This window comes from Actinotalea sp., assembly GCF_035443605.1.
In the GTDB taxonomy this organism is placed as follows: Bacteria; Actinomycetota; Actinomycetes; order Actinomycetales; family Cellulomonadaceae; genus Actinotalea.
Genome location: NZ_DAORSQ010000004.1, coordinates 1 through 21179, shown reverse-complemented (window position 1 = coordinate 21179; position 21179 = coordinate 1). Strand labels below are relative to the sequence as shown.

Sequence of the window (21179 nt, the reverse complement as noted above, 5' to 3'; positions counted from 1 at the left end):
CCATGTCCCTTCGTCGTGCCGTCGGCCTGCCGCGATCCTAGCGTCGGGGCCGCGGCAGGGGCCCACGCGGGCGGCTCACGCGCCGGGCGACCGGGTCACAGGCACCGGCGCGTCGCCTCGACCGTCGCGATCGCAGGCCCGAGCTCGAGCAGGAAGGACGTCGAGCGGGTCGAGGTGACCGCTGCGGGCACCCTGACCTCGACGGCGGGGCTGCGGCCGTAGGTGGTGAACGTCCACGGCGCGGCGCCGTCGGCGTCCGCCGGGCCGGGAACGGCCACCCAGTCGACGGCCGTGGTGCCGTCGTCCGCCGTGACGCACTGGTCGGTGGTGGGTGGCGGAGGCTCGACGCCGCAGCGCAGCACCACGGCGCTGGTCGCCTCGCCCCAGGCGACCGTCGCCTGGCTCGTGGTGCGCAGCCGCGGCAGCCCGGCGAGGTCCTGCGGCAGCGCGAGCACGACGGCGGCGCACAGCGGGTCCGCCGCGTACGGCGCGACCGGCACGCTCACGCGCGTCGCGCAGCCCGCCGTCGACGCCAGGAGCAGGGCGGTGGCCACGGCCACGACCGGCACCGGGGAGACGGTCCTCCTGTGCGCGGTGCGGTGGGCGAGGGGCACGGACGCCACGCTAGTCGGACCGGGCGCCCCTGGTGGCCCGGGTGTCCCGGCAGCGTGCCCGGGTGGGTAGCGTGGTCGCCCGTGAGCCACGAGGACCTGACCGTCGCCGACCTCGGCGAGGACGCGCTGCTCGCCATGGTGTTCCCCCGGCTGCCCGCCGGCGCCGCCACGGTGCTCGGCCCCGGCGACGACGCCGCGCTGGTCAGCGCCCCGGACGGCCGCGTGGTGGTCTCCACCGACGTGCTCGTCGAGGGCCACCACTTCCGCCGCGAGTGGTCAACGGGCGAGGACGTGGGGTGGCGCGCCGCCGTCCAGAACCTCGCGGACGTCGCGGCCATGGGCGCCCGGCCCACGGCGCTCGTGGTCGGCCTGGTGTGCCCGGCCGACCTGCCGGTCGGCTGGGTGCTCGACCTCGCCGACGGCATGGCGCGGGCGTGCGGCACGTCGATCGGGGTGGTGGGCGGCGACCTGTCCGGCGGCGGCGAGGTCGTCGTGGCGGTCACCGTGCTGGGCGACCTGGACGGGCGTGCCCCGGTGCGCCGCGACGGCGCGCGCGCCGGCGACGTGGTCGCGCACGCCGGGGTGCGGGGCCGATCGGCCGCTGGGCTCGCCCTCCTGGACGCCGGCGCGGACCGGGTGCGGTTCGCCGACCTGGTCCGGGCCTACCGCCGACCTGTCGCGCCGCTCGCCGCGGGCGTCGCGGCGGGGGAGGCGGGGGCGACGGCGATGCTCGACGTGTCCGACGGCCTGCTGCGCGACGCGGGCCGCCTGGCCAGGGCGAGCGGCGTGGTGCTCGACCTCGCGCCGACCGCCGAGGCCTTCCCCGCCGACCTGGCGGCGCTGGCGGCTGCCGCCGCGCACCTCGGGGTGTCCGCCGAGCCGTGGGTGCTCGGCGGCGGCGAGGACCACGGACTGCTCGCGACGTTCCCGGCGGACGTGCTCCTGCCGCCCGAGTTCCGGGCCGTGGGTCGCGTGCTGGCCGTCGGGGACCCCGCGGCATCCGGCGCACCCGCGGGCGCCGTGCTCGTCGCCGGGGCTGCGCCGGCCGTCGGGCCGGGGTGGGACCACTTCCGACGCTGAGCGGGCGGACCGGCTAGCGACGCAGGTAGCGGACCTCGCGGTAGGTCTCGTCGCCGATCTGCTCCAGCCGCTCCACGCCGTCCGGGACGAACCCGTTGCGGCGGTAGAAGTGCCGCGCCCGCTCGTTGGCCGCCAGCACCCACAACGTCACCGTGCTCTCGGCCGGGACCGCGGCCAGGACGGTCCGCAGGAGCTCACGGGCCACGCCCTGGCCCCAGGCGCGCGGCTCGAGGTAGATGGCGTGGATCTCCATGGTCGAGCGGTCGGCGTCCTCGTCGCGGCTCGGGGCGAGGTGGGCGAAGCCGACGACCCGCTCGGCCCCGTGGGCGACCCAGAGCGCCGCGTCGGGTCGCGGGAGGTGCGCGAGGACGTCACGCCACTGCTCGGTCTTGGCGTCCACGTCCAGACCGGCGAGGTACTCCGCCGAGATCACCCCGGCGTACGCCTCGCGCCACGACGCCGCGTGGACCTGGGCGATGCTCGGCGCATCCTCGACGGTCGCGGGCCGGATGCTCACCTCGACGACGTCATCCACCATGGGCGTCACGGTGCCACACGCCACGGCGTCCGGCCACCCGTCGGCCACCCGCCGACCGGTGTTCACCGCACCGTCACCCCGCCGACACCGGTGGGGGACAGCACGACGCCCGCGAGCGGGGCTCGCGGGCGTCGGGAGGTGCTGGAGCCGGGTCGCTCAGGCGGCGCGCTGGACCTTGCCGGCCTTGAGGCAGGAGGTGCACACGTGCAGCCGCTTGGGGGAGCCGGCGACGACGGCGCGGACCCGCTGGATGTTCGGGTTCCAGCGACGCTTGGTGCGCCGGTGGGAGTGCGAGATGCTGTGCCCGAAGCTCGGGCCCTTGCCGCAGACGTCGCAGTTGGCAGCCACGTTCAGGTCTCCTGATCATCGTGCAAGCCGCGGTCGGTCGCGGCGTGGTCCGGGTCGAGGGCCCGCCCGCATGCTGGTCGGTGTGCGCCTCGTGGTGCCCAGGAGTATCCGGGCAACCTCGTTAGGGTAGCCGATCGGGGCCATGGCCCCAAACGCGCGGCGCCGACGGCGGGCCGCCGGTGAGGGACGGAGGCGTGCCGGTGACGGATGGACCCGTCGTCCTGACCGCACCCGTGCTGCGCGCCTGGGTCGCGGGCGCCCTGGGACGGCTCGAGACGCACCGCGCCGACCTCGACGCGCTCAACGTCTTCCCCGTCGCGGACTCGGACACCGGCACCAACCTCAGCCTGACGCTCGCCGAGGCGGCTGCCGCGATCGACGCGCTGCCGGCGGACGCTTCGGCTGCCCGCGTCGGGGTGGCGCTGGCCCGCGGCGCGCTCGTGGGCGCCCGCGGCAACTCGGGCGTCATCGTCAGCCAGTACCTCGGCGCCCTGCTGCGGCACGGCGGTGCGCGGCCCGACGGTCCGGCCGGCGCGCTCGAGGCGGCGGCACACGCGGCCTACGCTGCCGTCGCCCAGCCGGTGGAGGGGACCGTGCTGACCATCGGGCGCGAGGTGGCCCTCGGCGCACGCACCGCAGCCGACGCGGGTGTCGTGGACGTCACCGGGCTCATCGCGGCGGGCCTGGCCGCGGGGTACGCCGGGCTGGAGCGGACCCCCCAGATGCTCGCGACGCTGCACCGCGCCGGGGTGGTCGACGCCGGCGCGCTGGGCCTGCTGCTCGTGCTCGACGCGCTGCTCGTCGCCCTGGGCGGTGCGACCCACGACCGCGCGACCGCCGTGCTCGCCGCGGGTGCCGACCGTCGCGCGGGCTCGCCGGTGCCGCGCGGCGGCGACCCGGGTGCTGCGACGCCCGACGCGTGCGGCGAGGGCGGGGAGTTCGAGGTGATGTACCTGGTCACCGGGCGTGGGACGGCAGCGGGGACCGGCGCCGGCGCGGGGGACGCGCACGAGGCCGGGGTGGGCGCGGAGCTGTCGGCCGCCCTGTCCGTGTGGGGCCAGTCCGTCGCCGTCGTGGGCGGCGAGGGGCTGTGGCAGGCGCACGTGCACACCGACCGGCCCCTCGACGTCCTCGCGCTGCAGCCGCCGGCGACGACCCGCTGCGGTCAGTTCCGGATCCGGCACCTGGCCACGCAGGCCGGGGTGCACGGGCTCCACCGGCGGGCGCTCGGGCTCGTGGCGGTCACGGGGGCCGTCGGCCTGGTGCCGGACCTCGCCCGCGCTGGCGCGGTCGTGGTCCTCGTGCCGCCGGGGGACGTGGTGGGACCGGAGCTCGGCCGCGCGGTCGACGACACGGGGGCCGGCTACGTCCTGGTCCTCGCCGTCGGCGACCTCCCGCCCACGGCGCTGCCCGACGGTGCCGGTGCGCTGGCCCGGACGGGTCGGGCGGGCGTGGACGTCGTCGCCGGGCTGACCGAGGCCCAGCTCGTCGCGGGCGCTGCGACGTTCACCAGCCTGGACCCCGCGCTGGGCGATGCCGTGCTGCTGGGGCTCGTGTGGGACGCGGTGAGCCGCGTGCGGTCCGTCGTCGTCCCCGGGCCGCTGACGGGCGACGGCGGCGATGTCGGTGGCCAGGGGCAGGGTGGTGCCGTGCTCGCGGCAGCCCTCGACCTGCTCACCGGCGCCAGCGGCCTGCTCACCGTCCTGACCGGCGCCCGCACGGCGCCCGGTCCGGTGCAGGTGCTCGTGACCGGCCTCGCCTCGGCGCGCCCGGAGGTCGACGTCGTCGTGCTCGACGGGGTGCTGCCGGGCGACGGCCTCGTGCTGGGGGCCGAGTGACGGACCCCGACCGCCGACGCCTGCGCGAGCCGCTGGCCACCGTGCTGGGGCCGCGCACGGCCGCGCCGCTGGCCCAGCTGGGGCTGCACACGACGGGGGACCTGCTGCGGCACTACCCCCGTCGCTACGCGGAGCCGGGCACCATGACGGACCTGTCGGCTCTCGTGCCGGGCGAGCACGTGACGGTCATGGCCCGCGTCGTCCAGACGACCGTCCGCGAGATGCGCTCACGCGGCGGGGCGATCCTGCAGGCGACCGTGAGCGACGGTCCGCACGACCTGTCGCTGACGTTCTTCGCCAAGCGCCGCGGCGTGCTGCGGCTGCACGAGGACAAGCTGCGCCCTGGACGGGTGGGGCTCTTCACGGGCACGGTCGGTGCCTATCGCGGTGTGCTGCAGCTCACCCACCCCGACTACCAGGTGGTCGGCGTCGACGTCGACGACGAGGCCGCCGCCATGGTCGAGGCGAGCCGGCCGATCCCCCTGTACCCCGCCAGCGCCGCGGTGCCGACATGGCGGATCCAGCGCGCGGTCCGCACGGTGCTGGACCCGTTGCTGGCGGAGGACCTGCCGGACCCGCTGCCCCCCGAGGTCCTCGCGCGCCACGGGCTGCGGTCGCTGCGCGAGTCGCTGCGCGAGATCCACGAGCCGTACACCGAGGCCGAGCACCAGCGGGCCCGGCACCGGCTGCGGTTCGAGGAGGCCGTCGTGCTGCAGGCGGCCCTCGCCCGGCGGCGCGCCGAGGTGGCAGGGCAGCCGGCGACCGCCCGTGTCGGTGCGCTGCCGGGGGAGCCCAACCTCCTGGCGGCGTTCGACGCCCGGCTGCCCTTCGTGCTCACGGCCGGTCAGCGCGAGGTCGGTGGGCAGGTCTCGGACGACCTCGCGCGCTCGCGGCCCATGCAGCGGCTCCTCCAGGGCGAGGTGGGCTCCGGCAAGACGGTGGTCGCCCTGCGCGCCATGCTCCAGGTGGTCGACTCGGGCGGGCAGGCCGCGCTGCTGGCGCCGACGGAGGTGCTCGCGGCCCAGCACCTGCGCACGCTGCGCGCCCTGCTCGGCCCGCTCGCCGAGGACGGCATGCTCGGTGGCGCCGAGCACGCGACGCGTGTGGCCCTGCTGACGGGCTCGCAGGGCACCGCGGCGCGCCGGGCCGCCCTGCTCGACGCCGCGTCCGGCAGGGCCGGGATCGTCGTCGGCACGCACGCGCTGCTGGGCGAGCACGTCCAGTTCGCCGACCTCGGGCTCGTCGTCGTCGACGAGCAGCACCGCTTCGGGGTCGAGCAGCGCGACGCGCTGCGCGGCCGGGCCGGGATCACGCCGCACCTGCTCGTCATGACCGCAACGCCCATCCCGCGGACGGTGGCGATGACGCTCTTCGGGGACCTCGAGGTCTCCACGCTGGCCGAGGTGCCGGCCGGCCGGCCGGGGACCACCACGCACGTCGTGGCCGCGGACAACGCCGGCTGGCTGGCCCGCACCTGGGCGAGGGTGCGCGAGGAGGTCGACGCCGGGCACCGCGCCTACGTCGTCTGTGCCCGGATCAGCCCGGACGACCGGGTGGACGCGCGCGGGACGGACGACGCGGACCTCGTCGCGCCGGACGCGGTGCTCGACCTCGGGCCGCAGCCCACGCCGCGACCGCCGCTGCGCGCCGTCGAGGAGGTGGCCGCGGAGCTCGCGGGGCTGCCGACGCTCGCCGGCGTGCGGATCGGCGTGCTCCACGGCCGGCTGCCCGCCGCCGAGAAGGACGACGTCATGGCGCGGTTCGCCTCGGGCGAGGTGCCGGTGCTGGTCTCGACGACCGTCGTGGAGGTGGGCGTCGACGTGCCCGAGGCCACGGTCATGGTGGTGCTCGACGCGGACCGCTTCGGCCTGTCCCAGCTGCACCAGCTGCGCGGGCGCGTGGGCCGCGGCACGGCGCCGGGGCTGTGCCTGCTCGTCGCGGACGCGCAGGCCGGCTCGGACGCGGCCACCCGGCTGAGCACCCTTGCCGCGACGACGGACGGCTTCCGGCTGGCAACGGTGGACCTCGAGCTGCGCCGCGAGGGCGACGTGCTGGGCGCGTCGCAGTCGGGGTCGACGAGCTCCCTGCGGCTGCTGCGCGTGGTGCGCGACGCCGATCTCATCGCGTTGGCGCGTGAGGAGGCCACGGCGCTCGTGGCGCAGGACCCGACGCTCGCGCGCTGGCCCGCGCTCGCGGACGCGATCGAGACCTGGCTCGACCCGGGTCACGAGGACTTCCTCGAGCGCGCCTGACCTAGGGTGTGGCTCGTGACGCGGATCGTGGCCGGCCTTGCCGGGGGGCGGACCCTCCAGGTCCCTGGCAAGGGCACCCGACCCACGAGCGACCGGGTCCGCGAGGCCCTGTTCTCCCGGCTCGAGCACGCCGGCCTGCTCGACGGCGCCCGCGTCCTCGACCTGTTCGCCGGCTCGGGTGCGCTGGGGCTGGAGGCCGCGAGCCGCGGCGCGCATGCCGTCGTGCTCGTGGAGTCGGCACGGGACGCCGCGCGCGTGTGCCGTCGCAACGCCGAGACCCTCGGCCTGGCCGGCGTCGTCGTGGCGGGCGAGCGGGTGCAGTCGTTCCTGGCGCGGCCGGGCGAGCCCGTGGACGTCGCCTTCGTCGACCCGCCGTACGACCTCGCGGAGACCGAGCTCGCGGCGGTGCTCGCCGCGCTGGCGCCCCGCCTGGCGCCGGGCGCCGTCGTCGTCGTCGAACGGTCCACCCGCAGCCCGGAGCCCGCGTGGCCCGACGCGCCCGACATGCCGGGCGCGGGGCCCGCGCTGCGGCGCACCGACGAGCGGCGCTACGGGGAGACGGTGCTGTGGTTCGCGCAGGCCTAAGGTGACCTGGTGAGCATCGCCGTCTGCCCCGGGAGCTTCGACCCGGTGACGCTCGGCCACCTCGACGTCATCCGCCGGGGGGCCCGGCTGTTCGACGAGGTCGTCGTCGCCGTCGCCACCCACGCCGGCAAGGCGCCCCTGCTGACGCTCGACGAGCGGGTCGGGCTGGTCGAGGCCGCCGTCGCCGACCTGCCGAACGTGCGCGTCGCCGCGGTGCCGGGGCTGCTCGTCGACTTCTGCGCCCAGGAGGGCGCGACCGTGCTCCTCAAGGGCCTGCGCGGCGGCGGGGACTACGACGCCGAGCTGCCGATGGCGTGGATGAACCGCCACCTCACGGGCGTCGAGACCCTCTTCCTCCCGGCCGACCGCGAGGTGTCCCACATCGCGTCCTCGCTGGTCAAGGACGTGGCGCGGCACGGCGGACGCATCGAGGACCTGGTGCCCGCCGGCGTCGCGGCCCTGGTCCGCGCACGGTTGGCGCCCCCGACGGACGGAGACTGAGATGGCACCGGACGAGCAGGACGCCACGACGCAGGAGCAGGTCGAGGGCCTGACGGGCATCCTCGAGGCACTCGAGCGTGCGATCACCCAGGCACGTTCGATGCCGATGTCCTCCTCGGTGCTCGTCAACCGGGCGGAGCTGCTCGACCTGGTCGACCAGGCCCACACCGTGCTGCCGAGCCAGCTGACGCAGGCGGACGAGGTGCTCGCGGGCGCGGACGAGGTGCTCGCGGTCGCGCAGGACGACGCGGAGCAGGTGATCGCCGCAGCCCGAGCCCGCGCGGAGGAGCTCGTCAGCACGGAGCAGGTGGTCGTGGCGGCCAGGGTGCGGGCGGACGAGATCGTCGCGCAGGCCGAGCAGACCGCCGCGGGGCTGCGGCGCGACGCCGACGACTACTGCGACCGCCGCCTGGCCGACTTCGAGATCGACCTGGGCAAGGTGCTCAGCCAGGTCCAGGCCGGGCGGGCCAAGCTCGCCGGTCGGCTCGACCCGCAGGGTTGATCCCCGGCAGGGGCCGGCGGGTGGGCCCGCGGGTTGGGCCCGACCCTCGCCATGGCGTAGCATTGCCCGTTGGTCCTGCCGCTCGCGGCGTGGACCGAGACCCCTCGACCCAGGACTGACGCTGTGGAGCGCCCGATCACACTCGATCCCCGTTCGCCGTTCGTGCTCGACACGCACGAGCTCGGTCGGCGACCGGGAACGATGCGGCGGGTCCAGCGGACGATCGGTGCGCCGGAGGATCTCGGTACCGCCGTGATCGGTGTCCCCGCCGGCAGCGACCTCGACCTCGACCTGAGGCTCGAGGCCGTCATGGAGGGGATCCTGGTCTCCGGATCCGTCCGGGGCCGGACCGTCGGGGAGTGCGTGCGGTGCCTGGACGAGATCGTCGGCGAGATCGACGTCGAGATGCAGGAGCTGTACGTCTACCCTGAGCGGGCCAAGGTCGCCATCGAGGACGGTGACGACGAGGAGGACGTGCGTGAGCTCGAGGGAGACCTCGTCGACATCGAGCCCGCCCTGCGCGACACGGTGGTGCCTGCACTGCCGTTCCGCCCGGTCTGCTCGCCGCAGTGCCCCGGTCTGTGCTCCGAGTGCGGAGCCAAGCTGGCGGACTTCGGCGACGCGGAGCACACGCACGAGATCCTGGACCCCCGGTGGGCTGAGCTCGACCGGATGAAGACCTTGTTCGACGACACGAAAGAGAGCTAGCCGTGGCTGTTCCGAAGCGCAAGATGTCGCGCAGCAACACCCGTGCGCGTCGGTCGCAGTGGAAGACCACTGCCACCGCGCTCACCACCTGCAGCAAGTGCAAGGGCAACACCATGCCGCACGTGGCGTGCCCCACCTGCGGCAACTACAACGGGCGTACGTACGCCGAGGCCGTGCGCACCGAGCACCAGGCGCACTGACCGTCGTGGACCGGCGGGCCGGTCGATGACCGCGGCGCCCTCCGCACCCCTCGTCGAGAAGCTCGGGGTCCACCTGGACCCCGAGCTTCTCGTGCTGTCGCTGACCCACCGGTCGTTCGCGCACGAGGCCGGTGGCATCCCCACCAACGAGCGCCTGGAGTTCCTCGGCGACACGGTGCTCGGGCTGGTCGTCACCGAGGCGCTGTACCGCCGCCACCCCGGCCTGTCGGAGGGGGAGCTCGCGAAGATGCGGGCGGCGACCGTCTCGCAGCGGGCCCTCGCGGCCATCGCGCGCGAGATCGGGCTCGGGCAGTACCTGCTGCTCGGCAAGGGCGAGCTGTCGACCGGTGGCCGGGACAAGGACTCGATCCTGTCCGACACCCTCGAGGCGCTCTTCGGTGCCGTCTACCTCACGCACGGGCTGGAGACGGCGCGGGGCGTCGTCGAGCGCCTCGTCGACGGGACCCTGGCGGTCGCCGCGGACCTCGGCGCCGGCCTGGACTGGAAGACCTCACTGCAGGAGATCGCCGCCCGGCTCGGCCTGGGCGTGCCGGAGTACCGGTGCGAGGGCGACGGTCCCGACCACGCGCGCACCTTCACCGCGCGGATCGTGCTGGACGGGCAGGTGCGGGGAACGGGCACCGGACCGGCCAAGAAGGTCGCCGAGCAGGAGGCAGCCGCGACCGCCTACCACGCCCTGCGCGAGCTGGCGGCCCCGGTCGAGCAGGCCTGAGCCGCGCCGCGTGCCGGAGCTCCCCGAGGTCGAGACCGTCCGGGACGGCCTGGCCCGGCACGTGCTGGGCCGTGAGGTCGCCGGCGTCGAGGTGTTCCGCGCGTCGGCCGTGCGCCGGCACGAGGCGGGCCCCGCCGACTTCGCCGCGCGCCTCACCGGCCGGACCCTCACCTCGGCCGTGCGTCGCGGCAAGTTCCTGTGGCTGCTGCTCGACGGTGCGCCGGGCGCCGACGCGCCGGACGGCGCGCTGCTCGCCCACCTCGGGATGAGCGGCCAGCTGCTCGTCCACCACGCCGCCGACGCCGGGCGGCACCCCCACCTGCGCGCCCGGCTGCACCTCGAGGGGCAGGTCGAGGTTCAGGGGCCGGTCCAGGGTCAGGGGCAGGGTGCTGGCGGACGCGACGGCGACGGCGGGGAGCTGGTCCTGGACTTCGTCGACCAGCGGACCTTCGGCCACCTCGCGGTGACGGGGCTCGTGCCGACCCCCGACGCCCGGCCCGGTGGCCTCGGCAGCCCGTTGACCGCACTGCCGCCCGCGGTGGCGCACATCGCGCGGGACCTGCTCGACCCGGATCTCGACCACCCGGCCCTCGTGGCCGCGCTGCGGCGTCGGCGGACGGAGCTCAAGCGCGCGCTGCTCGACCAGACCCTCGTGTCGGGGATCGGCAACATCTACGCCGACGAGGCGCTGTGGCGCGCCGGGCTGCACGGCACCCGCCCCACGGACCGGCTGCGCCCGGTCGAGGCCCAGCGCGTGCTCGACGCCGCCGCGGCCGTGATGCGCGAGGCCCTGCGCGTGGGCGGGACGAGCTTCGACGCGCTCTACGTCGACGTCAACGGCTCGTCGGGCTACTTCGACCGCTCGCTGGCGGTGTACGGCCAGGCGGGGCGCCCGTGTCCCCGGTGCGGCACGCCCGTGGTGCGGACCGCCTTCATGAACCGGTCCTCGTTCACCTGCTCGCGCTGCCAGCCTCGTCCACGTGCGGCACGCCGTGCGGCAACCGGGCGCGGAACTGCCTAGGATGCGCAGCGTGGCAGCAACCGTCCCGCCCCCGTCCGGTCGCACCAGCGACATCGCCGTGATGATCGTCGACGACCACGAGGTCGTGCGGCGAGGCATCGCGGAGGTCATCGACCGGTCCGAGGGCATGGGCGTCGTCGCCGAGGCCGGCTCGGTCGCCGAGGGAGTGCGCCGCGCGACCCTCGTGCGCCCCCAGGTGATGCTCGTCGACCTGCAGCTGCCGGACGGCACCGGGATCGACCTCATGATGGCGCTGCGCGACACGCTGCCCGAGAGCCGCGCGATCGTCCTGACGTCCTTCGACGACGACGACGCCCTGGCGGCGGCCCTCGCGGCCGGTGCGGCCGCCTACGTCCTCAAGAGCGTGCGCGGGGCCGAGATCGCCGACGTCATCCGCTCGGTCGCGGCGGGCCGCACCCTGCTCGACGAGCGCACGGTGACCCGTCGCCGCGCCGACCACGACGACCCGACGGCCGACCTCACGCCGTCCGAGCGCAAGGTGCTCGACCTCATCGGGGACGGCATGTCCAACCGGGAGATCGCCGAGCGCCTGGGCGTCGCGGAGAAGACCGTCAAGAACCACATCACGTCGCTGCTGTCGAAGATGGGTCTGCAGCGCCGCACCCAGGTCGCCGCCTGGGTGGCAGGGCACAAGCACAGCTCCTGGCGCAGCGAGCCCGGCGACTGACCTCAGCGCTGCGTGCGCAGGGGGACCTGCCACGTCAGCAGCGTGCCGCGACCCTCGGCGGTCGCCCCCAGCGTGAACGTGCCGCCGTGCCGCCGCGCCCTGGCGGCGAGGTTGTCCGTGCCGGAGCGGCGGTCCCGGTCGGCCGGCAGGCCCGCGCCGTCGTCCTCCACCTCGACCGTGACGGTGCCCTCGGGCGACTCGCCCGCGAGCTCCACCCGCACGGTCACCGCCGTCGCGCGCGCGTGCCGTGCGGCGTTGGCCAGCCCCTCGCGGATCACCGCGACGAGGTCGTCGGCGAGGTCCTCGCCGACGCGGTCGTCCAGCGCGCCCGCGTCGCCCGGGTGTGCCTCGGCGCTGTCCAGGACGCGCTTGTCCACCGTGACGACCAGCGAGGGGGCGAAGCCCAGCCCGGTGCGCGCGAGGGACGCCTCCCGGCGCATCCGCTCGGCCAGCGGCGCGCTGGCGTCCGGGTCGCGCAGCGCGTGCACGATGGAGCGGATCTGGCGGACCGTGGAGTCGACGTTGTCGAGCGCGTCCTCGATGATCCCCGTGAGCTCCGACGGGTCCACGCCGCGCGCGGCCCGGCGGCGGACCGTCTCGAGCTGCATGCCGGTGGCGAAGAGCTGCTGGATGGCGAGGTCGTGCAGGTCGCGGGCGATCCGCTCGCGCTCGTCGAGGAGCGCCGCGACGTCCTGGGCGTGGCGCGCCTCGGCGAGCACCAGCGCGAGGGCGGCCTGCGCCGCGTACGTCTCGGCGGTCGCCAGGTCGCTGGGGCCGAAGGGCGCCGAGCCGACCCGGCGCAGCAGGACGAGCACACCGACCCCCCGGCCGTCGGCCTGCATGGGGGCGTACAGCGCGGGGCCGAACTGGCGCATGGCGTCCACCCGCATGGCCCTGGCCCGCGACAGCGAGTCGACCACGAGGCCGTTGCCGTCCCGCAGCACTGTCTGGGAGCGGCCGTCCGGCGGCATGACGGTGCCCATGAGCTCCGCGGCGCCGACGCCGTCGACGATCTCCATCACCCACGTGTCGCCGACGCCCGGCAGCACCAGGGCCGCCGTGTCCGCGCCCGCGACCTCGCGCGAGGACGCCGCGATCTGGGCCAGCACGTCCTCCTCCTCGGCCCCGGACAGCAGCATCGTGGTGATCTGCTGGCCGGCGCGCAGCCAGTGCTCGCGGCGCTCGGACTCGGCGTACATCTGGGCGTTCTGGATCGCGACGGCCGCGGCGGCGGCCAGGGTGATGACCACCTCGTCGTCGGCGTCGGTGAAGCCGCCGGGCTTCTCCGAGAGGTACAGGTAGCCGAACACGCGGTCCCGCACGCGCACCGCGGTGCCGAGGAACGAGCCCATCGGGGGGTGGTTCGCCGGGAAGCCCTTGTAGCTGGGGTGGTGCATGAGGTCGTCCAGCCGCAGCGTGCCGTGCGGCGGGATCGAGCCGAGCACGCCGATGGCGTGCGGCGGCCGGCCCAGCATCGCGGCGCGCTGGTCGTCCATCCCGGTGTGCACGAAGGTCGTCGAACGCCCGCGCGCGTCCAGCACGTTGATGGCGCCGAACCGCGCCCCGGTGAGATCGGCGCTGGCCGCGACGAACCGGTGCAGCACGGTGGGCAGGTCGAGGTCGGAGGCCAGGCCAAGGGCGGCCTGGAGCAGGTCCGCGGCGGCCAGGGAGCCGTCGTGGTGGTCGTGCCTCATGCGGACTCCTCCTGCTGGGCCTGCCACGCCTCGCGGTACGCGGCTGCGGCTCCGGGGCCGGCCATGAGCTCGCCGTGCCGTCCCCGTGCCCGCACGGTACCCGTCCCGTCGAGCAGGATCACCTCGTCGGCGGCCTCGACGCCGTCGAGGCGGTGCGTGACGACGACGACGGCGCGGCCGGGCGCGAGGGTGCCGTCCAGCAGCCCGGTGAGGAGCGTGCGCGCCCCGGCGGCGTCGAGGTGCTCGGTGGGCTCGTCGAGCAGCAGCACGGGGGCGGCCGAGAGCAGGGTCCTGGCCACGAGCAGCCGGCGGCGCTCGCCGCCCGAGACGCGCGCCGCGTCGCTGCCCAGCGCGGTGTCCAGGCCGTCGGGCAGGCCGGCGAGCCAGCTCCCGAGCCCGACGGCGTCCAGTGCGTCGGTCGCCGCGGCCCCGTCGACGTCCCCGCGGGCCACGCGCAGGTTCTCCAGCACCGTGGTGTCGAAGACGTGCGCGTCCTCTGCCGTCATCGCGACGTTCGCCGCGGCCTCGGCCCGGGGCATCGCGTGGATCGGCCGGCCGCTCGTGAGGACCTGGCCGCGCACGGGCGGCAGCAGCCCCGCCAGCGTGAGCAGCAGCGTCGTCTTGCCCAGCCCGCTGGGGCCGACGACGGCGACCGTGCGGCCGGGCGCCAGGCCCAGGTCGAGGTCGCGCAGCAGTGCCGGGCCGTCGGGCCAGCCGCAGGCCAGCCCGCGCGCCTCCAGCAGCGGCGGTGCAGCGGCGGCGTCGGGGTCCGGTGCGCTCGCTGCCACGGCCTCGGCGGCCTCGTGCGGCGCCCCAGCAGCCCCGGGGTCCGCCGCGCCGTCGAGCAGCTCCATGACGCGCCGGGCGGCCTGGCGCGAGCGCAGCAGGGCGACCATGGCGCCGGGCAGCAGCGACGTGGCCTCGAACGCGGCGAGCGGCGTCAGCACGATGACCGCGAGCTCCACGGGGGCGAGCAGGCCCGCCGTGGTGGCGGGCACGCCGAGCACGATCGAGGCGAGCATCGCGCCACCCATCGCCAGCGGGCCGAGCGCCGCGGCCACGGCGGCCGGCCGCGCACCGGCGTCTGCCGCGTCGGCGAGGCGTGCGTCGGTGTCCCGCAGGCCGCGCAAGGTCTCCGGGACCCGGCCAGCGACGGCCAGCTCACCGGCGCCGTCGAGCAGGGTCATCGTCACCGCGGCCATCTCGGCGCGGGCCGCGGCGGAGCGCTCCTCCACGGTGCGGGTGGCGCGCACCGACCACCAGGGGGCGACCACCCCTGCCACGAGCAGGCCCGCGGCGAGGGCGGCCCCGGCGGACGGCAGGAACACCCCGACGAGCACCACGCTGCCGACGCCGAGCACGGCGGCGACGGCGACGGGCAGCAGGCCGCGCACCACGGCGTCCCCGACCGCGTCGACGTCCGCGCCCACCCGGGCCAGCAGGTCGCCGCGACGCAGCCGGACCACCGCGGCGGGGGAGCCGGCGGCGAGCCGCTCGTACATCCGCACCCGCAGCGTCGCCATCCCCCGCAGCGCGACCTCGTGCGAGACGATCCGCTCGACGTAGCGCAGCAGCCCGCGCGAGATGCCGAGCGTGCGCACCGAGACGGCGGCCACGTTGAGGTACATCACGGGCGGCATCTGCGAGGCGCGGGCGATGAGCCACGCGGAGACCGCCGCGAGGCCGACGGCGCTGCCGAGGCCACCGGCCCCGGCCAGGACGGCGAGCGCGAAGCGGCGCCGGTCCACCTCGAGCAGGGCGACCGCGCGCCACAGCGGGTCGGCGCGCCAGCGCTCCAGACGGCTCATCGGACCGCCTCACCGGCGGGTTCGGCCGGCGCGGCAGCCTCGGCCGAGACCACGAGCGGCGCGCTCGCCGCCGTGACCACGACGTCGGCGCAGCGCAGCAGCGTGGGCCGGTGCGCCACGAGCAGGACGGTGCGCCCCGCCGCGCGCAGGCGCTCGACGGTCGCGAGCACCACGGCCTCGCCGTCGGCGTCGAGGTGCGCGGTGGGCTCGTCGAGCACCACGAGCCGGGCCGGGTCGACGAGCGCACGGGTCAGGGCGACCCGCTGGCGCTGGCCGAGGCTCAGCCCGACGCCACCCTGGCCGACGGTCGTGTCCCAGCCGGCCGGGAGCGTGGCGAGCACCGCATCGAGCCCGGTGAGGCGGGCCGCGCGGTCCAGGTCGGCAGGGGCGACGTCGCGGCCCCTGGCCACGGCCTCGCGCACCGTGCCGGGCTCGAGGACGGGCCGCTGCGGCACCCAGGCGATCTGGTCCCACCAGGTGCGCGGGTCGACCGTCGCGAGGTCGACGGGCGGGCTGTCGACGGGCTCGACGAGCACGCGCCCGCGGTCCGGCTCCAGCAGGCCGAGCAGCACGGCGACGGCCGTGGACTTGCCGGCGCCGTTGGCCCCGGCCAGCGCGAGCACCTGGCCGGGTCGCAGCACCAGGTCGAGCCACGCGGGCGCGAGCGTCGCGCGGTCCGGGGCCTCGACCGACACCCCGTCGAGCCGGAGCGTCGCGGTGGCCAGGTCGGGCGCCGTGGCGGTGCCGCGCGCCGGCAGGGGGACCTCCAGCACGGCGAACGCGCCGTCGGCCGCCGCGACGCCGTCGGCCGACGCGTGGAAGTGTGCGCCCACCTGGCGCAGCGGCAGGTACACCTCGGGGGCCAGGACGAGCACCGCGAGGCCGGTCTGCAGGTCGAGCTCCCCGTAGACGAGCCGGAAGCCGACGCCGACGGCCACGAGGGCGACCGAGAGCGTGGTGAGCAGCTCGAGCACCATCCCGGACAGGAAGGCCACGCGCAGCGTGCCCATCGTGGCCCGGCGGTGGGCGTCGCCGAGCTCGCGCACCCGGGCGGCCGGGCCCCGCTCGCGGCCGAGCGCGCGCAGCGTGGGCAGGCCGGCGAGCAGGTCGAGCACCTGGTGGCCCAGCCGCTGCATGACGACCAGGCGCTCGTCGGCGTACCCCTGGGTCAGCCGTCCGATGAGCACCATGAACACGGGCACGAGGGGGAGCGTGACGATGATCGTCAGCGCGGCGATCCAGTCGTGACCCAGCACGACGGCCAGGGCGCCGGGCGTCACGGTCGCGGCCAGCAGCAGCTGCGGCAGGTACCGCACGAAGTACGGCTCGAGCGAGTCCAGCCCCCGGGTGGCCAGCGTGGCGACGCCCGGGTGGGAGGCGAGCCACCGCGGGCCCAGCGCCGCGGCGTGGGCGACGACCTGCTCGCGCAGCTCCGCGACGGCGCGGACCGCCGAGCGGTGCGCCCAGCGCTCCTGCAGCCCGGTGACCAGGGCGCGCGCGACGACGACGAGGGCGAGCCAGCCGACCGTCCCGGCGACGTCGGGCCAGTCCGCGGTGCGCGTGATCACCGGTGCCACCGCGGCCGCGAGCAGGAGCGCCTGGGCCACCACGAGAGCAGCGGTCAGCGCGCCGAGCCCCGCGGTGAGCAGGACGTACCGGCGCGCTGACCGCGCGCGTCGAAGCAGCCGTGGGTCGAGCGGCCTCACACCTTCGCGAGGGGCAGGCCGCCGTGCGCCGGGATGTGCTCGACGGTCAGGCGCTTGCGGAACACCCAGTACGTCCATGCCTGGTAGGCAAGCACGACCGGGGTGAGGATGACAGCCACCCACGTCATGATCGTCAGCGTGTAGTCCGTGGACGACGCGTTGGTGACCGTCAGCGAGTTGGCCGGGTCGATCGCCGGCATGACGTCCGGGTACAGGGAACCGAAGATCAGCACCACGGCGGCGACGATCGCGACGGCCGAGGCGGTGAACGCCCAGCCCTCGCGGCCCATCCGGGTGAGCAGCACGACGGCCACCAGGGCGAGCGCCGCGACGAGGGTCGCGGCCCAGGTCCACGGCACCGAGTAGGCGACCTGCGTCCACACGGCGAACGCACCCGCCACCACGACGGTCGCGATCGAGAGCTTCACGGACAGGGCACGCGCACGCGCCCGGATGTCGCCGTCGGTCTTGAGCGACAGGTAGATCGCGCCGTGCGTGAGGAAGATCAGCGCGGTGGTCGCACCGCCGAGCAGGGCGAACGGGTTGAGCAGGTCGAAGAACGTGCCGGCGTACTGGTGGTCGGCGTCGAGGTGGACCCCGCGCACCAGGTTGCCGAAGGCCACGCCCCACAGGATGCCGGGGATCCAGGAGCCGAAGATGATCGCTCGGTCGGCCCAGCCGCGCCACGTGTCGTCGTTGAACTTGCCTCGCCACTCGAACGCCACCACGCGCACGATGAGCGCGAGCAGGATGAGCAGCAGCGCGATGTAGAAGCCGGAGAACATCGTGGCGTACCACTCGGGGAACGCGGCGAACGTGGCGCCACCCGCCGTGAGCAGCCACACCTCGTTGCCGTCCCAGACGGGCGCGATGGTGTTGATCATGACCCGACGATCGGCGTCCTTGCGGCCCAGGACGGGCAGCAGCATGCCGACGCCGAAGTCGAAGCCCTCGAGCACGAGGTAGCCGGTCCACAGGACCGCGATGAGCAGGAACCAGACGGTCGACAATTCCATGTCTCTCCCGCTCTCTCAGTAGGCGAAGGACAGCGGGCGGTCGCCGCTCGCGTCCGTGTTGTCGGGGCTCACATCGGGCTCGGAGTCGGCGACGCCCTCTGCGGCGTAGCGCGTCATGAGCTTGTACCAGAACACCGCCAGGACGGCGTAGAGCACGGTGAAGGAGGTCATCGAGAGGATCACCGACCAGGGGCCGACCACCGTGGAGACACCCTGCGAGGTGAGCATCCACACCTGGTCGACGCCCGTCGGGTTGGGCACGACGGCCCACGGCTGCCGACCGATCTCGGTGAAGATCCAGCCGAACGCCGCGCCGAGGAAGGGCGTGGGGATGGCGATGAGCGCCAGCGTCGAGAACCACCGCTTGTCGACGACCTGCCCCTTGCGGGTCAACCACAGGGCGGCGGCCGCCAGGGCTGCGGAGCCGACGCCCATGCCGATCATCAGCCGGAAGCTCCAGTACGTGACGGCCAGCGGCGGGACGTAGTTCTGGCCCTCGCCGAACTTCTCGGTGAACTGGGCCTGCAGGTCCTCGACGCCCGTGATCGGGGCGTTCCAGTCCCCGGTGGCCATCCATGAGGTCAGGCCCGGGATCTCGATGACGTGGGAGACGCCCTCGCAGCTGTCCGACAGGTCGCCGATGGCGAGGATGGAGAACGAGGCGCCGTCTGCGCTCTCGCACAGGGCCTCGGCAGCGGCCATCTTCATGGGCTGCTGCTCGAACATCATCTTGGCCTGCAGGTCGCCGCTGATCGCGACACCGACGCCGGCGGCGAGCGTGACGATGAGGCCGAGCACCATCGCTGGACGGTAGACGTCGATCGCACGGTCCTTGCGGCCCGCACGGACGTCCTTGACCATCCACCAGGCCGAGATGCCGACGATGAACGTGCCGGCGGTCAGCAGGGCCGACGTGATGACGTGCGGGAACGTCGTCATGAGTGTCGGGTTCGAGAGCACGGCGCCGATGTCGACCATCTCCGCTCGGCCCGTCTCGGCGTTGAAGATCGCGCCGACCGGGTGCTGCATCCACGAGTTGGCGGCGAGGATGAAGAACGCCGACAGGTTGGTGCCGAAGGCGACCAGCCAGATCATCGCGAGGTGGAGCTTCTTCGGGAGCTTGTCCCAGCCGAAGATCCACAGGCCGAGGAAGGTCGACTCGATGAAGAAGGCCGCGAGGGCCTCCATCGCGAGCGGGGCGCCGAAGATGTCGCCGACGAACCGGGAGTACTCGCTCCAGTTCATGCCGAACTGGAACTCCTGCACGATGCCGGTCGCGACGCCGATGGCGAAGTTGATGAGCAGCAGCTTGCCGAAGAACTTGGTCAGCCTGAGCCAGCGTTCGTTGCCGGTCTTGTACCAGAGGGTCTGCATGACGGCGACGAGCGGCGACAGGCCGATCGTCAGGGGCACGAAGATGAAGTGATAGACCGTGATGATCCCGAACTGCCATCGGGCCAGGTCAAGTGCTTCCACGGTCTCTCCTCTGAGGGCACAGGACAGCGGGCGACGACGAGGTGCGTCATCCCTGAACGTAGGAACGAGACGTTCGCTGCACCCGGGACCTTGGTCCCCTTTTCCTGACGGTGCGTCACATCCTCTCGTGTCCGGCCGGTGCGCCGGAAGGAGGCGCGCCGCGGTCGCTGTGCGATACTGGCCACGGCTGGGCAGGTCGCCACACCGACCCGCTCGCCGCCATGTTTCTGCTCCGGGTCCGCGACCCGCCGCGCGCCGCCGTCATACCGTGACAAGGCAGGCGCCGGTGACGCCCACCCGGCCAGCACGACGACACCGACGACTTCCGTCGCGGAGCGCCAGGCGCCCGCGACGACCGAACCGCCCGAGGGCCGGCGAGTGTGGACAGCCACCGGGCTTGGAGCACCTCGTGACCGACGAGAACACGACACCGGACGACACCACTGCCGCAGCCCCCCGCGTGCGCCGGAGCCGGCGGGCCACCTCGCCCTCCGGGGCGGCCGGCAGCGTGGAGGTCACGGCCGTGACGGTCGCGCCCGCCGCGGTGGGCGCACCCGTCGTCGAGGCGGCACCCGACGCCGCGCCGGCCAAGGCCACGCGCTCACGGTCACGGCGCGCCACCTCAGCGGCCGCGGCCCCGGCCGCCGAGGCTGCCCCGGTCGTCGCCCCCGCCGAGCCCGCCGCCCCCGGCGAGCCCGCAGGGACCGAGGCGCCCGCTGCCCCCGCCCGTCGTCGCCGCGGCCGCGCGACGGACGCCGCGCCCGCCGCCGTCGAGGCAGACGCCGCGGCCGAGACGGTCGCGCAGGTCGAGGAGATCGAGCTGGCCGACGCCGCACCGAAGCGGGCCACGCGCTCGCGGTCGCGGTCCCGGTCCGTCGCGGCGTCGGCCGAGGAGGCCGCACCGGCCCTCGACGTCATCGCCGAGCTCGGTGCGCCGCGCGAGCCGGTCGTGGCCGAGGTGGCGACGATGTCGACCACGGCGCTGCTGTTCCAGGCGCCGGACCCGACGAGCCGCCCCAAGCGCCGCCGCGCGATGGCCCCGGCCGGCCCCCCGCGCCCCGAGGACGAGGACGTCGAGGTCACGGTCCCGGTCGGCGAGGACGTCGCGGCACAGGACGAGGACGAGGCGCTGGTCGACGCCGCGGCGGACGACGAGCCCGACGAGCTGGACGAGGACGGCGGGGAGCAGGCGGACGAGGCCGGTGCCGCGCGTCGTCGTCGGCGTCGTGGCGGCCGCGGGCGCCGCAGCCGCAGCTCCGGTGAGCGCGCCGCAGGCGACGAGGGCGACGAGCCCGCCGCCGAGCAGGGCGAGCCCGAGGACTCGGGCGAGGTGGACGACACCGAGGACGGCGAGGAGTCCGATGCCGGCGAGGGCTCGGCGTCCAGCCGTCGTCGTCGCCGCCGCCGCCGGGGTGCTCGCCCCGAGGGCGCGACGGACGAGTCCGCCGTGGCCCAGACGACCTCCACCCGCACGCGCTCGCGCTCGGGCCGCACCGGCTCGGACGAGGTGACCGCGCTCAAGGGCTCGACGCGGCTCGAGGCGAAGCGTCAGCGGCGCCGGGACGGGCGCGACCAGGGGCGCCGTCGGTCGATCATCACCGAGTCCGAGTTCCTCGCCCGGCGCGAGGCCGTGGCCCGCACGATGATCGTGCGGGAGGCCGCGGGCCGCGTGCAGATCGCGGTCCTCGAGGACGGTGTGCTCGTGGAGCACTTCGTCTCGCGCTCCGCGCAGAACGCGCAGTCCTCCACCGCGGGCAACGTCTACCTCGGCCGCGTGCAGAACGTGCTGCCGAGCATGGAGGCCGCGTTCGTCGACATCGGCAAGGGCCGCAACGCGGTGCTCTACGCCGGCGAGGTCAACTGGGACGCGG

The 21179-nt window shown here is 75.3% G+C and carries 19 protein-coding genes and 1 pseudogene; 12 read left to right on the top strand and 8 right to left on the bottom strand.

Going from position 1 to position 21179, the window contains the following annotated elements; translation table 11 throughout:
* Positions 1 to 95: 95 nt before the first annotated feature.
* On the bottom strand, positions 96 to 614 hold the full coding sequence (locus tag PKY62_RS01050; RefSeq protein WP_324533971.1) for a DUF3515 family protein: 519 nt from the start codon (positions 612 to 614) through the stop codon (positions 96 to 98).
* Between the two features lie 81 nt (positions 615 to 695).
* Here PKY62_RS01050 and PKY62_RS01045 point away from each other — a divergent pair, with 81 nt between their 5' ends.
* Entirely contained in the window at positions 696 to 1694 is a 999-nt protein-coding gene (locus PKY62_RS01045) for a thiamine-phosphate kinase (protein ID WP_324533969.1), read from the top strand.
* A 13-nt stretch (positions 1695 to 1707) separates the two neighbouring features.
* Here the strand turns inward: PKY62_RS01045 and PKY62_RS01040 are convergent, their stop codons facing one another.
* Complete coding sequence (locus PKY62_RS01040) at positions 1708 to 2232, bottom strand: GNAT family N-acetyltransferase (RefSeq protein WP_324533967.1); 525 nt, start codon at positions 2230 to 2232, stop codon at positions 1708 to 1710.
* 156 nt (positions 2233 to 2388) lie between these two features.
* A complete protein-coding gene (gene rpmB / locus PKY62_RS01035) occupies positions 2389 to 2580 on the bottom strand; it encodes a 50S ribosomal protein L28 (RefSeq protein WP_324533965.1) in 192 nt (63 codons plus the stop codon).
* Positions 2581 to 2780: 200 nt separating this feature from the next.
* Between rpmB and PKY62_RS01030 the strand changes: the two genes are divergently transcribed.
* The 10 genes from PKY62_RS01030 (at position 2781) to PKY62_RS00985 (ending at position 11608) form a co-directional block, all read left to right on the top strand.
* Complete coding sequence (locus tag PKY62_RS01030; protein WP_324533963.1) at positions 2781 to 4418, top strand: DAK2 domain-containing protein; 1638 nt, start codon at positions 2781 to 2783, stop codon at positions 4416 to 4418.
* Entirely contained in the window at positions 4415 to 6670 is a 2256-nt protein-coding gene (locus tag PKY62_RS01025; protein WP_324533961.1) for an ATP-dependent DNA helicase RecG, read from the top strand. Before PKY62_RS01030 ends, PKY62_RS01025 begins: the two co-directional genes overlap by 4 nt.
* 15 nt (positions 6671 to 6685) lie before the next feature.
* Entirely contained in the window at positions 6686 to 7255 is a 570-nt protein-coding gene (gene rsmD, locus PKY62_RS01020) for a 16S rRNA (guanine(966)-N(2))-methyltransferase RsmD (protein WP_324533959.1), read from the top strand.
* Between the two features lie 9 nt (positions 7256 to 7264).
* Positions 7265 to 7756, top strand: coding sequence for a pantetheine-phosphate adenylyltransferase (gene coaD / locus PKY62_RS01015; protein WP_324533957.1), 492 nt, complete (start codon positions 7265 to 7267; stop codon positions 7754 to 7756).
* Between the two features lies 1 nt (position 7757).
* Positions 7758 to 8258, top strand: a complete 501-nt coding sequence (locus tag PKY62_RS01010; protein ID WP_324533955.1) for a hypothetical protein — start codon at positions 7758 to 7760, stop codon at positions 8256 to 8258.
* Between the two features lie 123 nt (positions 8259 to 8381).
* Positions 8382 to 8966, top strand: coding sequence for a YceD family protein (locus tag PKY62_RS01005; RefSeq protein ID WP_324533952.1), 585 nt, complete (start codon positions 8382 to 8384; stop codon positions 8964 to 8966).
* A 2-nt stretch (positions 8967 to 8968) separates the two neighbouring features.
* Entirely contained in the window at positions 8969 to 9166 is a 198-nt protein-coding gene (rpmF, locus tag PKY62_RS01000) for a 50S ribosomal protein L32 (protein WP_324533950.1), read from the top strand.
* 25 nt (positions 9167 to 9191) lie between these two features.
* Positions 9192 to 9899: a ribonuclease III gene (gene rnc, locus PKY62_RS00995; protein ID WP_324533948.1), complete on the top strand. Its 708-nt coding sequence runs from the start codon at positions 9192 to 9194 to the stop codon at positions 9897 to 9899.
* Positions 9900 to 9909: 10 nt separating this feature from the next.
* Complete coding sequence (mutM, locus tag PKY62_RS00990) at positions 9910 to 10920, top strand: bifunctional DNA-formamidopyrimidine glycosylase/DNA-(apurinic or apyrimidinic site) lyase (RefSeq protein ID WP_324533946.1); 1011 nt, start codon at positions 9910 to 9912, stop codon at positions 10918 to 10920.
* A 61-nt stretch (positions 10921 to 10981) separates the two neighbouring features.
* Positions 10982 to 11608: a response regulator gene (locus tag PKY62_RS00985; protein ID WP_324534028.1), complete on the top strand. Its 627-nt coding sequence runs from the start codon at positions 10982 to 10984 to the stop codon at positions 11606 to 11608.
* A 2-nt stretch (positions 11609 to 11610) separates the two neighbouring features.
* Here PKY62_RS00985 and PKY62_RS00980 read toward each other — a convergent pair whose 3' ends face one another.
* From PKY62_RS00980 to PKY62_RS00960, 5 genes are read right to left on the bottom strand one after another with little or no spacing between them, the layout of a single operon-like run.
* Positions 11611 to 13302, bottom strand: a complete 1692-nt coding sequence (locus PKY62_RS00980; RefSeq protein WP_324533944.1) for a sensor histidine kinase — start codon at positions 13300 to 13302, stop codon at positions 11611 to 11613.
* Positions 13299 to 15110: a thiol reductant ABC exporter subunit CydC gene (cydC, locus tag PKY62_RS00975; RefSeq protein ID WP_324533942.1), complete on the bottom strand. Its 1812-nt coding sequence runs from the start codon at positions 15108 to 15110 to the stop codon at positions 13299 to 13301. Before cydC ends, PKY62_RS00980 begins: the two co-directional genes overlap by 4 nt.
* Positions 15107 to 16816: a thiol reductant ABC exporter subunit CydD gene (gene cydD / locus PKY62_RS00970; protein ID WP_324533940.1), complete on the bottom strand. Its 1710-nt coding sequence runs from the start codon at positions 16814 to 16816 to the stop codon at positions 15107 to 15109. The genes cydC and cydD overlap by 4 nt, the downstream gene beginning before the upstream one ends.
* Complete coding sequence (gene cydB, locus PKY62_RS00965; RefSeq protein WP_324533938.1) at positions 16813 to 17832, bottom strand: cytochrome d ubiquinol oxidase subunit II; 1020 nt, start codon at positions 17830 to 17832, stop codon at positions 16813 to 16815. Before cydB ends, cydD begins: the two co-directional genes overlap by 4 nt.
* A 15-nt stretch (positions 17833 to 17847) precedes the next feature.
* Complete coding sequence (locus tag PKY62_RS00960; protein ID WP_324533936.1) at positions 17848 to 19308, bottom strand: cytochrome ubiquinol oxidase subunit I; 1461 nt, start codon at positions 19306 to 19308, stop codon at positions 17848 to 17850.
* A gap of 409 nt (positions 19309 to 19717) precedes the next feature.
* Between PKY62_RS00960 and PKY62_RS00955 the strand changes: the two are divergent.
* Positions 19718 to 21179 (top strand): annotated as a pseudogene (locus tag PKY62_RS00955) (ribonuclease E/G); the annotation flags it as partial.

What these genes read in the sequence shown, in the direction of transcription:
- PKY62_RS01040 (WP_324533967.1), bottom strand. Translation starts at nt 2,232, where the DNA reads ATGGTGGATGACGTCGTCGAGGTGAGCATCCGGCCCGCGACCGTCGAG.
- PKY62_RS01010 (WP_324533955.1), top strand. Translation starts at nt 7,758, where the DNA reads ATGGCACCGGACGAGCAGGACGCCACGACGCAGGAGCAGGTCGAGGGC.
- rnc (WP_324533948.1), top strand. Translation starts at nt 9,192, where the DNA reads ATGACCGCGGCGCCCTCCGCACCCCTCGTCGAGAAGCTCGGGGTCCAC.
- PKY62_RS00985 (WP_324534028.1), top strand. Translation starts at nt 10,982, where the DNA reads ATGATCGTCGACGACCACGAGGTCGTGCGGCGAGGCATCGCGGAGGTC.
- PKY62_RS00980 (WP_324533944.1), bottom strand. Translation starts at nt 13,302, where the DNA reads ATGAGGCACGACCACCACGACGGCTCCCTGGCCGCCGCGGACCTGCTC.
- cydC (WP_324533942.1), bottom strand. Translation starts at nt 15,110, where the DNA reads ATGAGCCGTCTGGAGCGCTGGCGCGCCGACCCGCTGTGGCGCGCGGTC.
- cydB (WP_324533938.1), bottom strand. Translation starts at nt 17,832, where the DNA reads ATGGAATTGTCGACCGTCTGGTTCCTGCTCATCGCGGTCCTGTGGACC.